We start from the raw sequence: 12,854 nt of genomic DNA, 5'->3' as shown, positions 1-12,854 counted from the left end.
CGGCAACCACAGGCAGGGCATGAAACCCATCTGGATCGTTGACGACGACCAATCCATCCGCTTCGTGCTGGAGAAGGCGCTCGCCCGCGAAGACCTCGCGGTGCGCAGCTTCACCAACCCGCGCGACGTGCTCGCGGCGATGGACGAGAACGACGAGCCGCAGGTGCTGGTGTCCGACATCCGCATGCCCGGCGGCTCGGGCATCGAACTGCTCTCCAAGGTCAAGGAGCGCCACCCCGGGCTGCCGGTGATCATCATGACGGCGTACTCCGACCTGGACAGCGCCGTCAGTGCCTTCCAGGGCGGCGCCTTCGAGTACCTGCCCAAGCCCTTCGACGTGCCCAAGGCGGTGGAACTGATCCGCCGCGCCGTCGAAGAGAGCCTGCGCGAGGAAGTGCGCGACGGTGCGCAGGCGCAGATGCCCGAGATGCTCGGTCAGGCGCCGGCCATGCAGGACGTGTTTCGCGCCATCGGCCGGCTCAGCCAGAGCGTGGTCACGGTGCTGATCACCGGCGAGTCGGGCACCGGCAAGGAACTCGTGGCCGGCGCGCTGCACAAGCACAGCCCGCGGGCGAACGGGCCGTTTGTCGCGATCAACACCGCGGCGATCCCGAAAGACCTGCTCGAATCCGAACTGTTCGGCCACGAGCGCGGCGCCTTCACCGGCGCGCAGACCACGCGGCGCGGCCGCTTCGAGCAGGCCGACGGCGGCACCTTGTTCCTCGACGAGATCGGCGACATGCCCTTCGACCTGCAAACGCGCCTTCTGCGCGTGCTGTCGGATGGCCAGTTCTACCGTGTCGGTGGGCACAACCCGATGCGCGCCAACGTGCGCGTGATCGCCGCCACCCATCAGAACCTCGAAGACCGTGTCAAGCAGGGTGTGTTCCGCGAAGACCTGTTCCACCGCCTCAACGTGATCCGGCTGCGCCTGCCGGCGTTGCGCGAACGTCGCGAAGACGTGCCCTCGCTCGCCAAGTTCTTCCTGCAGAAGAGCGCGCGCGAGCTCGGCGTCGAGACCAAGCGCATCACCGATGCGGCAGTGGCTCGGCTGATGAAGTTCGATTTCCCCGGCAACGTGCGCCAGCTCGAGAACATCTGCCACTGGCTCACTGTGATGGCACCGGCACAGGTGATCGAACCCAAGGACCTGCCGCCTGAGCTGATGGGCGAAGGCACGCCGCGCGCCGCGGCCCCGGCCGCCGAGGCCGCAGAGGCGCCGCCCGTGGCGCATGCCGTGCCGCAGGCGGCAGCGGTGGCCGAAGTCGCCGCACCTGCGGCCAGCGCGCCCGGCGGCGACTGGCTCAGCGGACTGGAGCAGGACGCACGGCAGATGCTGCTGTCCGGCGCACCTGAGGTGTGGGATGCGCTGACGCGCAAGTTCGAGGCTCAGCTCATCCACACCGCGCTGGAGATCACCCGAGGCCGCCGCATTGAGGCCGCGCAGAAACTGGGCATCGGCCGCAACACCATCACACGCAAGATCCAGGAACTCGGCCTGGACGATTGAGATCGATCAGGCCGTGAGTTCGACGACCACGGGCGCGTGGTCGCTCGGGCGTTCGTTCTTTCGCGGCAGCTTGTCGATGGTGCAGGCCGCCACGCGCGGCTTCAGCGCCTCGCTGACCAGGATGTGGTCGATGCGCAGGCCCTGGTTCTTGCGGAATGCCAGGTTGCGGTAGTCCCACCAGCTCCAGCTCTTCGGCGGCTGTTCGAAGAGCCGGAAGGCGTCGTGCAGGCCGAGCGCCACCAGTTGCCGGAAATGTTCGCGCTCCTGCGGCGTGCAATGGATCTGGCCGGCCCAGGCCACCGGGTCGTAGACGTCGCGGTCTTCCGGTGCGATGTTGAAGTCGCCCATCAGCACGAGCTGCGGGTGGGCCGCGAGTTCGCCGGCCACCCAGGCGCGCAGCGCATCGAGCCAGCGCATCTTGTAGACGAACTTGTCGCTGTCGGGCGCCTGGCCGTTCGGGAAATAGGCACCGATCACGCGCAAGCCGCCCACCGTGCCGGCGATGACGCGGGCCTGCTCGTCGTCGAAGCCGGGGATGTTGCGCACCGGCTCGAGCGCCTCGTCGCGGCTGAGCAGCGCCACGCCGTTGTAGGTCTTCTGGCCGAACCAGCTCGACCGGTAGCCGGCGGCGGCGATCTCCGCGTGCGGGAACTTGTCGTCGGTGAGCTTGGTTTCCTGCAGCACGATGGCATCGACCGGATGGACGGCGAGCCAATCGAGCAGCTGCGGCAGCCGCACCGACAGCGAATTGACGTTCCAGGTGGCGAGCTTCAATGTGATCCTCAGTAGCTGCGACGCCATCCTACAAGAGGCCGTTGGCTCGCGCACCCGGAGCACGGTAGTCGGTTAGATCCTCCTAGAGCAGTCACGCTATCCAGAGTCCGCCGCAGTCGGAGTCAGAACGCGCCTTCAGTCGATCGAAGGCGTGTTCCCGTTGCGCGGTCTGCCCCAGCGCAGCCGAGGAGCCTCTACTTTTGCTTCATCGTGTAGCTTCCGTCGGCCAGGAACTTGGCCTCGGCGTCGATGAAAAAGGCCTGCACCTCGGCCCGATACAGCTTGACCATGTCGTAGGCCTCTCCCGAGCGTGCGCCGGTGCCGCAGATGAACACCACCGGCTTGTCGGTGGGCAAGGTTCCCAGCTTCTTTTCGAGGTCGTTGATGGGCAGGCTGACGGCACCCTTGATCGAGCCGTTGGCGAACTCTTTCGCGTCGCGCACATCGACCAGCAGCACCGAGCCGGGGTTCGTGCTCCACACCTGCTGGAACGAGGCCACCGTGACCGATCCCTTCTCCTTGCCCGGCACCAGCGCTGCGGCGGGCGCAGCGGCAGGGCTTGCGCCCACCGCCGCCGTGGCAGCGGCAATCGGCGCCTGGCCATGCGCAGCCAGCCACTCGGGGTGGCCCTCCGGATAGGTCGTCACGTTCGTGTAGCCCAGCTTGCGCGCTCTCTCGGCGGACTTGTCGCTCAGCACGCATTCCAGACCGCCGCAGTAGAAGATCAGCGGCGTCGCCTTGTCCTTGGGAAGCTGGTCGACCAGCTTGTCGAATTCGGTGTCCGGAATGTTGATGGCGCCGGGAATCATTCCCTTCTCGGCCGTGCGGCGGGGCCGCGAGTCGATCAGCGCGTGCGGCTCCTTGTCGGCAGCCAGCTTCTTGATGTGCGCCATCGAGACCGAAACGGCGCCCCCTGCAGACTTCCACTCGGGCATGCCGGCGGCATAGACCTTGATGTTGCTATAGCCCAGCTTTTCCGCCTTGAAGGCGGAGTTGTGACTCAGCATGCAGTCGACGCCGCCGCAGTAGAAGATCAGCAGCGTGGACTTGTCGGCCGGCAGCTTGCTCGACTGTTTGTCGAACTGCGTGTCCGGGATGTTGACGGCGCTGGGGATGTGACCGGGGTCGAACTGTCGCGCGGCCGGGCGCGAGTCGATCAGCATGACGCCCTTCTTGGGCGGGATGTCGACGTTGGCGCGCACGAAGGCGGTGTCGACCAGCGCGTGGTACCAACCCTCCCTGGCTTGTACGGCGGTGGCCGCGGTGGCCGGTGCTGCCTGTTGTGCCAGCACGGGCGGCGCCGCCAAGAAGGCGGCCAGCGCGACCGCAAGCGACAGTCTCTCGAGCTTCATGGTGTTCTCCTGTTGCATTCGTTTTCGGAACTCAGATGAGCGTGAATTTTTCGGTCGAGTCGTTGTCGCGAACCCATGCGGACCAGGCCAGCAGCAACGCGCCACCGCACAGCAGGCTCAGGCCCCAGCCGCCCAGCATCTCGGGCCAGAAGGCCTGGTAGCCGATGCCGGTCTTCTCGAACGACTCGAGATGGGTTTGGTCGATGGCCGTCAGCCCCGCCTTCCTGAACAAGGCACTGGCCACGGGGCCGCTCCAGGCAAAGAACAGCAGCGTGACCCACAACTTCACGAAGACCTTCTCGTGGTCGGTGCGGAAGCCCCTGCGGACAGGCCCGGTCGGCGCGACGCTCATGCCATTGGCTCCCATGACCATCGAGCCGTTCAGCTGCAGCTGGCCGGTGCGTCGCCGTCCTTGGCACCCTTGATCAGGAAGGCCTTGACGTCTTCGGCAAGCTCGGCATCCGGCACGTCGATGAACTTCTCGGCCGCCTTGTTGGTGGCCTTGATGCTGTTGCGGTAGGCCTTGCTGTAGTACGTGCCGAGCTTCTCCTTGCCCTTGGCATGCTTGTCGGCGCTCAGGTAGGCCGTCCACTCGAGCTTCAGGCGCGTGCTCGGATTGATGCTGCCCACCGGGCTGGCCACGTGGCAGGCCGTGCAGACGCTGCGGTAGTAGACCCGGCCGCGCTTCCAGTCCGCGTCGTAGGCCTGGGCCGGGAACGAAGCGGCGAGCAAGGCCGCCAAGGCGGCAGCGGGGATGAGGCGGGTCGACTTCATGATGAGACTCCAGTGGTTCGCGATCGTGTGTTTGAGGTTCAATGGGCGTCTTCCCAGCCGGTGACCATGGCCTTCAGCTGGGCGCCGATCGTGTGGCCTGTGGTGATCAGGTAGACATGGCTGATCAGGAAGGCCAGCATCAGGAATGCCCCGATCGTGTGGCCCCAGGCCACCCACTCCAGCTTCAGGCCGCCGAGCCCCCACGCGGCCCATTCGGCATGGAAGAGATAGAGCCAGCCAGTGATCCAGATCAGCGGGCTCACCAGCACCAGGATGGCCAGGTAGGTCAGTCGTTGCAGCGGGTTGTGCTTGCGTTGCGCCGTGGTCTCGTAGGGGTGAGCTTCGCCCTTGAAGATGCCTGACGAATAGAAGCGGGCCACCGCCAGGACCTTCTCGGTCGTGGGGATGTACTGGCGCCATTCGCCGGTGGTCAGGTGCCAGAAGATCGCGAAGATCCACAGGCCGATCAGCGCCCAGGCCGCGTTGGAATGGAGTTGCGCTGCCCGACGGTAGCCCAGCAACTCGTAGCTGCCATGCACTTCGAAGCCGCTGATCAGCATGAAGATGATCAGTGCGGCCTGTGCCCAGTGCCAGAAGCGCTCGAAGCCCTTGAAGAGGTAGATGCGTTCGGTGGTCATTCGTGTTCCCTCGTGCGTCTTCAGCGTGTGCGGCGCCGGCTGGCGAAGCGCAGCAGTCCGTGGCCGGCCACCCCGAAAAATGTCAGCAGGGCCAGGCCCCAGCCCGCGGTATCGATCAGCACGTTGCGGTCACGCGCCGGCAGGTAGACGCCTTCGATGCCGGCCAGGCGGCCTCCCGCGGCGGTGTGGCAGTCGGTGCAGCCCAGTGCCTTTTCCTTCGGCGCGACCATGTGCGTGATGGGCCACGACATCTCGGTCTTGACGAAGCCGAGCTTCCCGCTGAACGGCGCGCCGCTGACCTGCATGCCGCTGGCGACGGCCTTCTCCCAGCCGAAGTTCTTCCAGTAGGCGGTGTCGTCGTTGCCCGCGGTGTGCGGCGTGACCAGCGTGCGGTTCTCGGTGTCGTAGGGTTGCGAACCGCGGAACACCTTCATCGGCCAGATCAGCGACTTGCCGTCGTTCGGGCTGCCACCCAGCGCATTGATCTTCACCACGCCGGCGCCAGCATCGATCTTGTCGCCCAGCAGCGTGTAGCGCACGTCGCCGTTGAACCAGGCGTACTCGGGCACCACGTTCTCGCCGAGCGTGAAGTCGCCCTTCTTCGAGTCGTAGACGACCTGGCCCTTGGCGTTCTTCTTGATGATCGGCTGGCCCTTGTCATCCAGCTGGCCGGCTGTGGACCAGTCCCACGTCAGCTTGGTTGCGACGCCGCCACGGGCGATGGTCGGGATGTGGCAGGTCTGGCAGGCCAGTGTGGCGGCGTGGTTGTCCAGGCGCGCCTTGCCCTTGTGCGGCTTCAGGTCGTGGCACGCGGTGCAGGTGGCGGGGTTGCGCTTGTCGTCGCCTTCGCGGCCGCGCATCAATGCGCCCTTGGCATCCTTGGCGGTGGGCGTGTAGCGGCTGCCGGCCACGTCGTGGCTCGACGCCTTGTGGCAGGCCGCGCAGGTGAAGTCCAGGCCCGAGGCGTCCATGTGCACGTCCAGAGCCTTGTCGGGCGCGGCCAGCGAACTGTCCATGTCGCCGTGCTTGACGCCGTCGCCGCCACCTCCGAAAAAGTGGCAGGCACCGCAGTTGTCGCGGCTGCTCTTGCCGACCTTCTGCGCCACCTTGGCGAGGTCGATGCCCTTGACGATCTTGCCCGACCCGGGCGGCATCTCGGTGTCCTGCGCCAGCACGTTGCCAGCCAGGCCAGGCAGCTTCTTGTAGTTGCCCGTGGTGTCATGGCACACGAGGCAATCGACGTTCTGCTCCGACTTGAAGTCGAAGTTCGCGTCCTTCCAGCCGTAGCCGACGTGGCAGCTGGTGCAGAACGCATAGTTCGACGGCACCGAGATGCAGAAGTTGTTGATGACGTTCTTCTTGCCCAGGCGCTGCTGGCTGTCCGGGTTGAGGAACTCCCAGGACCAGTGCTTGGTGCGGTGGATCTGCCCGGCAGCCTCGGTGTGGCAGGTCAGGCAGGCCTGGGTGACTTCGGGACCGGACTTGAACTCTCGCTGCAGTTCCTTGAACTTGGTGTGATCCGCCGTCGTTCCGAGCTTGACGGACTTGGCTTCCTGCGCCGGGGAAGCGTGGGAGACCAGAAGGGCCAGCGCAGCCGCAAGAGCCAGGAGGGGCCTGATTCGAACTCTTCTCATCGTGATTCCAGTCTGTCCGAGCCCAGTGGGCCGATATACAGGTAGGAGTATTCGGTTCGGCTCGTCGCCGACACTGATCAGCATCAAGCGCTGCGCCCTGAACCGAACGGTTGTTGCCCCTGATCAAGGGCCATGCGCGCGCTGTGCGCGCGCGCAACGCTCAGCTATGCGCTTGAGCGACAGGAGGCGCCAGGCGGCGCCACGCCGCGCGGCGCTCAGCGCGGCAGGACGAACGTCGACTTCTCGCGCACGCTGCGCGCGCTGTCGCCCGCCGAGGCCATGCGCTCGATGCCGAAGTGCACTTCGTGCGCGCCGGGGGCCGTGCGCGCAGCGGTGTCGGGCGGCACGCGCAGCGCCAGCGTCACCCAGCCTGCTTCGGTGGGGCCGAGCCGGTGCAGCACCGGCGTGGCCAGCACGAGGCCTGGAAGGCCATCGGCCGTGACGCGGTAGCTCTGCGTCGACTCCGTGGCGTTCATGATCTGCAGCCGGTAGACGTTCTCGACGTAGCCGTCGTCGACGATGCGTGCCAGCGAAGCACGATCGCGCACCACGTCGACCTTGAAGGGAGAGCGCAGCGCCAGGCTGGTGGCCACGCCGGCGGCGATGAGCAGCAGCACCGAGCTGTACACCAGCACGCGTGGCCGCATCACTCGCCGCAGCAACTGGCCTCGCGTGAGGTGCTGCGACAGGCCGTTCTGCGTGTCGTAGCGCACCAGTCCGCGGGCATAGCCCATCTTGTCCATCACGCCGTCGCACACGTCGATGCAGGCGGCGCAGCCGATGCATTCGTACTGCAGACCCTTGCGGATGTCGATGCCGGTCGGGCAGACCTGCACGCACAGGTTGCAGTCGACGCAGGCTCCCAGGCCCTGCGCGGTGGCATCCGCCTTCTTCGAGCGCGAGCCGCGCGGCTCGCCACGCGCGTTGTCGTAGGTGATGATCAGCGTGTCCTTGTCGAACATCGCGCTCTGGAAGCGCGCGTAGGGGCACATGTACTTGCACACCTGCTCGCGCATGTAGCCGGCGTTGCCGTAGGTGGCGAAGCCGTAGAACAGCACCCAGAAGCTCTCCCAGCCGCTCAGGCTCAGGGCCATCGCCTCGCCGGCCAGCGTGACGATGGGCGTGAAGTAGCCGACGAAGCTGAAGCCCGTCCACAGCCCGATGGCCACCCAGGCGGCCTGCTTGCCCGACTTGCGCATCAACTTGGCCGCCGACCATGGCGCGGCATCGAGCTTCATGCGTGCCGCGCGGTCGCCCTCGAAACGGCGCTCCACCCACATGAAGATCTCGCTGTACACCGTCTGCGGGCAGGCGTAGCCGCACCAAAGCCGCCCCGACACGGCGGTGAACAGGAACAGCGAGTAGGCGGCCAGCAGCAGCATCGCCGTCAGGTAGATGAAATCCTGCGGGTAGAGCACCAGGCCGAAGATGTAGAAGCGGCGGCTGGCCAGGTCGAACAGCACGGCTTGCCGCTCGTTCCAGTTCAGCCAGGGCAGCCCGTAGAAGACGATCTGCGTCAGCCACACCAGCGCCCAGCGCCAGTTGACGAAGCGTCCGGTCACGGCGCGCGGGTAGATCTTGTTGTGCGCCTGGTAGAGGGAGACGGTCTGCACCGCCGCGCTGCTGTCGGTGTTCATGCCACGCCGTCCTCGCCGATGACGATGCGCGTGTCGCTCAGGTAGCGATGCGGCGGCACCTCGAGGTTGGTGGGGGCGGGCTTGTTCTTGAACACGCGGCCGGCGCCGTCGAAGGTGGAGCCGTGGCAGGGGCAGAAGAAGCCGCCTTGCCAGTCGGCGCCGACGCTGGGATTGGCCGATCCGGCCGGCACCGTGCTCGGCGAGCAGCCGAGGTGCGTGCAGATGCCCACGGCGACGAACACCTCGGGCCGCACCGAGCGCGCGGCATTGCGCGCGTACTCGGGCTGCTGGTCCTTGGCCGACTGCGGGTCGGCCAGGTGTGCGTCCTGGCCCTGCAAGGCAGCGAGCATCTCCGCCGTGCGGCGCACCACCCACACCGGCTTCCCGCGCCACTCCACCGTCTTCATCGCACCCGGGGTGAGATCGGAAATGTCCACCTCCACGGCCGCACCGAGCGCCTTGGCGCGTTCGCTCGGTGCGAAGCTGGCCACGAACGGCACCGCCGTGGCGATGGCGGCCGCGCCGCCGGCGGCGCCGGTGGCGATGAGCCAGGTGCGTCGCTGCGTGTCGATGCCGGCGGCTTCGACGAGGGGCAGGGTGTGGTCGGACATCAGGGGCCTTTCAGGGGGTTCGGTGGGCGCGGTGCGCCGATACCATGATGGGTATCAAGATGCGTGCCTGATCCGGCGCTCGGCCATTCATGATTGCTGACAAGGACTTGGCTCGGATGACCTCGGTCCTGACGCTGCCAAGCACTGCCGTTTGTGGCATCCATGGCACATCTGGCAGCGATGTCCCTGGGGCGCCCGGGCGCTTTGGCTCCCCGGGATAAATATCATCGTAGACTGATGTATCGCGCCTCAGTGGCGCAGACGGAGCAGCCCACGATGCTGGCGAAAGCCTGGCCCCTGTATGCCTTGCACGACCCGCATCCGCAGGCCAGGGTGTGTCAGCAGTGCGAGGTGCGCCGCACCGCGCTGTTCGGTGTGCTCGACGCCGCTTCGCTCGACCGCATTCATGCGCATATCGACGCGCCGCAACTGGCCGCCGATCAGCCGGTTTACCGGCGTGGCGAGTCTGCGGCGGCGGTCTACACCGTGCGCAGCGGCATCGTCCGTTTCGAGCGCGTGACCGAAGGCGGGGTGCGCCGCATCGTGCGCCTGGCCGGGCAGGGCGAGCTGATCGGCCAGGAGGCGCTCCTGAACCGGCCCTATGCCGACGAGGCCGTGGCCTGCACGCCCGTGCAGCTGTGCCGCATTCCGCGCACGCTGGTCGACGAACTCGGGCAAGCCGAGAGCGGGTTGCTGCGTGAGCTGATGAGCCGCTGGCAGCAGGCGCTCGAGCGTGCCGAAGCCTGGGTCGCGGATCTCGCCACCGGAGCCGCACGGCGCCGCATGCTCAAGCTGATCGAGCAGCTTTGCCGTTACCCGGACGCCGCCGGCCTGATCTGGCTGCCGCGGCGCGAGGAGATGGGGGCCATGCTCGACATCACGGTCGAGACCGGCAGCCGCATCGTCAGCCAGTTGCGCCGCGACGGCGTGCTCGAGTTGCTGCCGCCGCGCCAGGCGCGCGTCGACCCTGTTCGCCTGGCCGAAGCGCTGCGTGCGCAGGAGTCGGCCTGATCGTGTCTGGCACGCAGAACCCCACGCCATCGCCGGAGTTGGTGGCCTTTCTCGAAGGCCTGCCCGAGCCGCACATCCTGTTCGATGCGCACTACCGTATCGTCGCGGCCAACGCCGCCTATCGCCGCCAGTTCAGCCCGAAAGCCTCGGTGGTCGGCCGCACCTGCTACGCGGTGTCGCACCAGTTCAGCGTGCCCTGCGACCAGGCCGGCGAGAGCTGCCCGCTGGCGCGCGCCCGGCTCAGCGGGCAGCGCGAACGCGTGATGCACCTGCACCACACGCCGCAGGGCGAGGCCTACGTCAACATCGAACTCGTGCCGCTGCGCGACGCGAAGGGCCGGCAGGCCTGGTTCATCGAGAAGATGGAGCCGCTGCGCGTGGCACGCGGCGAGCCGGCCGCGCAGGGCTTGATCGGGCGATCACGCGCCTTCCGCGAGATGCTCGAGCTGGTCGCGCGCGTCGGACCGTCCGAGGCCAGCGTGCTGCTGCTGGGCGAGTCGGGCACCGGCAAGGAGCTGGTGGCGCGGGCCGTGCACGAGGCGAGCCCGCGCGCCTCGCGTCCGCTGGTCGTGGTCGACTGCGCGAGCCTGCCCGAGACGCTGTTCGAGAGCGAGGTCTTCGGCCACGAGAAGGGTGCGTTCACGGGGGCCTACGCTGCCAAGGCCGGCCTGGTGGAGGCGGCCGCCGGCGGCACGCTGTTCCTCGATGAGGTGGGCGACATCCCGCTGGCCGTGCAGGTCAAGCTGCTGCGCCTGCTGGAGAGCGGCACCTACCGGCGCGTGGGCAGCACCGAACTGCGCCGAACCGACGTGCGGCTGGTGTCGGCCACGCACCGCGACCTGCAGGCGCTGATCGCGCAGGGGCGCTTCCGGCAGGATCTGTTCTACCGGCTGAGCACCTTCCCGATCGCGCTGCCGCCCTTGCGCGATCGCAGCGAGGACGTGCCGTTGCTGGTGGAGTCGCTGCTCTCGCGACTGGGCGGCGAACGCCATCTGTCGCTGGCGCCCGCCGCGCTGCGCCGGCTGATGCGGCACGCCTTCCCTGGCAACGTGCGCGAGCTGCGCAACGTGCTGGAGCGTGCCATGCTGCTGAGCGATGGCGAGCTGATCACCGCAGCGTGCGTCGATCGTGCCCTGGCGCTGGGTGCGGCGCCGGGCAGTGCCCTTGCCGCGAGGGAAGGCGCCTGGCCATCGCAGCCGAAGGCGCCGCTGCACGATGCCGAGCAACAGGCCTTGCGCGCGGCGCTGGCGGCGCACCATGGCAGCCGGCGCGAGCTGGCAACGCGCCTGGGCATCAGCCCGCGCACGCTGTACCGGAAGCTGCGCGAGCTGGATATCGAGCGCTGATCCGCCGCTGCATGCCGGCTCAGCAGCGGCGCAACAGCCGCACGTGCATCGGCCGCGTGAAGCACGCGCCCTGCGGGCCGCAGTGCGGCGCGAAGGCGGCGCCCACCTGGGCCAACTTGGCATCGTCGATGCGGTGGTCGGCGAAGGTCGGCCGCATCATGCGCTGCTCGAAATCGGCGAAGTCCTTGAAGGCCACCGGCGTCTCGAAGCGGCGTTCGGCCACCTGCTCCCAGGTGCGGCCCTGCAAGGCCTCGTCGAGCGCGGACTGCGCCGCGGCGCGCACCACGCCTTCGTCGTTGAACAGGCGCACCAGCTCGTTGAGCGGCCCGGCGTAGACCGGCTCCGACACGTACAGGTGGCCGCCCGGGCGCAGCACGCGGGCGGTCTCGCGCAGGGCCTGGCTGAGCAGCGGCAACGGCACGTGGTGCAGCGACTTGAGCATCAGCGCCAGGTCGAAGCTGGCATCGGGGAAGGGTATGGCCTGCGCGGCACCGGCAACGAATCGCAGCCCCTGCTGAGGCGCAGCCATGTTCTTGGCATGCTGGCGTTCGTCCACCTCCAATCCAGTGACGCGGCTGCCGGGCCAGCGCACCAGCAGCTCGCGCGCGAGCCGCGCGGCACCGCAGCCGAGCTCGACGATGTCCTGATCGGACAGCGGCAACAATGCGGCGAGGACCTCGAGTTCGTCGTCGATCAGCGGCGGAGCGTCAGTGGTCGGCATCATGCGTCGGGTCCTGGATCAGGGGTTGCCGCGCAGCTCGCGCAGGCGGCCTTCGAGTGCAGCGGCGTTGAGCACGCCCATGTGCGCGCCGACGAGGCGGCCCTGCGCGTCGTAGAAGAGCGTGGTGGGCAGCCCGCGCGATCCGACGGCCGGGCCGAGCGCGGAGCGTGCGTCGAGCAGCACCTCGCGCAGTGGCAAGCCTTGCGAGGCCAGGTAGGCATTCACGGTGGCCGCCGATTCGCCCTGGTTGACGAACAGGAAGCCGATGGAAGCCTCGCGCTGCTGCGCTGCCGCGAGTACCGGCATCTCCTGCCGGCAAGGCCCGCACCAGCTGGCCCACAGGTTGACCACCACGGGCCGCTGGCGCGCCGCCTGGGGCAGCGTGGTGGCACCTGCGCTGTCGAGCGCGACCAGTTCGATCGCGGGCAGCGTGTCGTGGCCCGGCGCCTGCAGCGCCAGCGTCCCGCCGGTCCACAACAGCACGCCGGCCAGCAGGCCCCCGCCGAGTGGCCGGCGCAATGGAGGAGACCGCCAGCCCCGCCATGCCAGCCAGGCCACACCGGCCAGCATGCCGGCCGAGCCATGCCAGCCGCCATCGCGGATGTCGAGGGCAGACAGCGGCGAAGCCGCGTACAGGTCGAAATGCAGGGCGAGGTGAACGAGTCGCGCTGTCAGCAAGCCGGCCAAGCCGGCGCCGAAAACGGCGTTGCCGGCCGCGAGCGACTGCGCCGGCCCGGCCAGGCGGCCCGAGAACCAGGACGCCGAACCGATGGCCAGCAACAGCAGCAGCGGCGCAAGCGGCAGAGAAATGGGGCCCAACGAGATCGACAGCACGGCTCAGTATGC

The 12,854-nt window shown here is 68.0% G+C and carries 13 protein-coding genes; 3 read left to right on the top strand and 10 right to left on the bottom strand.

Translation table 11 applies throughout. From position 1 onward, the window contains the following. Positions 1-19: 19 nt before the first annotated feature. Entirely contained in the window at positions 20-1,510 is a 1,491-nt protein-coding gene (gene ntrC / locus HZ992_RS11350) for a nitrogen regulation protein NR(I) (protein ID WP_209386737.1), read from the top strand. A gap of 6 nt (positions 1,511-1,516) precedes the next feature. On the opposite strand, the gene xth is transcribed toward ntrC, so the two are convergent. From xth to petA, 8 genes are all read right to left on the bottom strand, one after another. Continuing rightward, positions 1,517-2,284, bottom strand: a complete 768-nt coding sequence (gene xth, locus HZ992_RS11345; RefSeq protein WP_209386736.1) for an exodeoxyribonuclease III — start codon at positions 2,282-2,284, stop codon at positions 1,517-1,519. Between the two features lie 194 nt (positions 2,285-2,478). Continuing rightward, on the bottom strand, positions 2,479-3,636 hold the full coding sequence (locus tag HZ992_RS11340) for a rhodanese-like domain-containing protein (RefSeq protein WP_209386735.1): 1,158 nt from the start codon (positions 3,634-3,636) through the stop codon (positions 2,479-2,481). Positions 3,637-3,667: 31 nt separating this feature from the next. Next, positions 3,668-3,988, bottom strand: coding sequence for a hypothetical protein (locus tag HZ992_RS11335; protein ID WP_209386734.1), 321 nt, complete (start codon positions 3,986-3,988; stop codon positions 3,668-3,670). Positions 3,989-4,017: 29 nt separating this feature from the next. Beyond that, positions 4,018-4,410: a hypothetical protein gene (locus tag HZ992_RS11330; protein WP_209386733.1), complete on the bottom strand. Its 393-nt coding sequence runs from the start codon at positions 4,408-4,410 to the stop codon at positions 4,018-4,020. Between the two features lie 38 nt (positions 4,411-4,448). Continuing rightward, entirely contained in the window at positions 4,449-5,048 is a 600-nt protein-coding gene (locus HZ992_RS11325; RefSeq protein ID WP_209386732.1) for a cytochrome b/b6 domain-containing protein, read from the bottom strand. A 20-nt stretch (positions 5,049-5,068) separates the two neighbouring features. Continuing rightward, positions 5,069-6,682 (bottom strand): tetrathionate reductase family octaheme c-type cytochrome, encoded by a 1,614-nt coding sequence (locus tag HZ992_RS11320; protein ID WP_209386731.1) that lies wholly within the window; start codon positions 6,680-6,682, stop codon positions 5,069-5,071. A 215-nt stretch (positions 6,683-6,897) separates the two neighbouring features. Then, positions 6,898-8,319 (bottom strand): cytochrome c oxidase accessory protein CcoG, encoded by a 1,422-nt coding sequence (gene ccoG / locus HZ992_RS11315; RefSeq protein ID WP_209386730.1) that lies wholly within the window; start codon positions 8,317-8,319, stop codon positions 6,898-6,900. Continuing rightward, a complete protein-coding gene (petA, locus tag HZ992_RS11310; protein WP_209386729.1) occupies positions 8,316-8,930 on the bottom strand; it encodes a ubiquinol-cytochrome c reductase iron-sulfur subunit in 615 nt (204 codons plus the stop codon). Before petA ends, ccoG begins: the two co-directional genes overlap by 4 nt. 237 nt (positions 8,931-9,167) lie before the next feature. Between petA and HZ992_RS11305 the strand changes: the two genes are divergently transcribed. Together HZ992_RS11305 and HZ992_RS11300 are read left to right on the top strand one after the other, a co-directional pair. Continuing rightward, entirely contained in the window at positions 9,168-9,941 is a 774-nt protein-coding gene (locus tag HZ992_RS11305) for a Crp/Fnr family transcriptional regulator (protein WP_209386728.1), read from the top strand. Positions 9,942-9,943: 2 nt separating this feature from the next. After that, positions 9,944-11,287: a sigma-54 interaction domain-containing protein gene (locus HZ992_RS11300; protein WP_209386727.1), complete on the top strand. Its 1,344-nt coding sequence runs from the start codon at positions 9,944-9,946 to the stop codon at positions 11,285-11,287. A 19-nt stretch (positions 11,288-11,306) separates the two neighbouring features. On the opposite strand, the gene HZ992_RS11295 is transcribed toward HZ992_RS11300, so the two are convergent. Together HZ992_RS11295 and HZ992_RS11290 are read right to left on the bottom strand one after the other, a co-directional pair. Next, positions 11,307-12,008 carry a class I SAM-dependent methyltransferase gene (locus HZ992_RS11295; protein ID WP_209387139.1) on the bottom strand — a complete coding sequence of 234 codons (702 nt, stop codon included), beginning with the start codon at positions 12,006-12,008 and terminating at the stop codon, positions 11,307-11,309. A gap of 18 nt (positions 12,009-12,026) precedes the next feature. Beyond that, the gene (locus HZ992_RS11290; RefSeq protein WP_245213436.1) at positions 12,027-12,827 is read right to left on the bottom strand and encodes a TlpA disulfide reductase family protein; all 801 of its coding nucleotides are present in this window, start codon (positions 12,825-12,827) and stop codon (positions 12,027-12,029) included. Between the last annotated feature and the right edge of the window lie 27 nt (positions 12,828-12,854).

This window comes from Rhizobacter sp. AJA081-3, from assembly GCF_017795745.1.
Classification (GTDB): Bacteria; Pseudomonadota; Gammaproteobacteria; order Burkholderiales; family Burkholderiaceae_C; genus Piscinibacter.
Note: the sequence above shows the minus strand (reverse complement) of the source record. Positions and strands in the feature narration are given on the sequence as shown.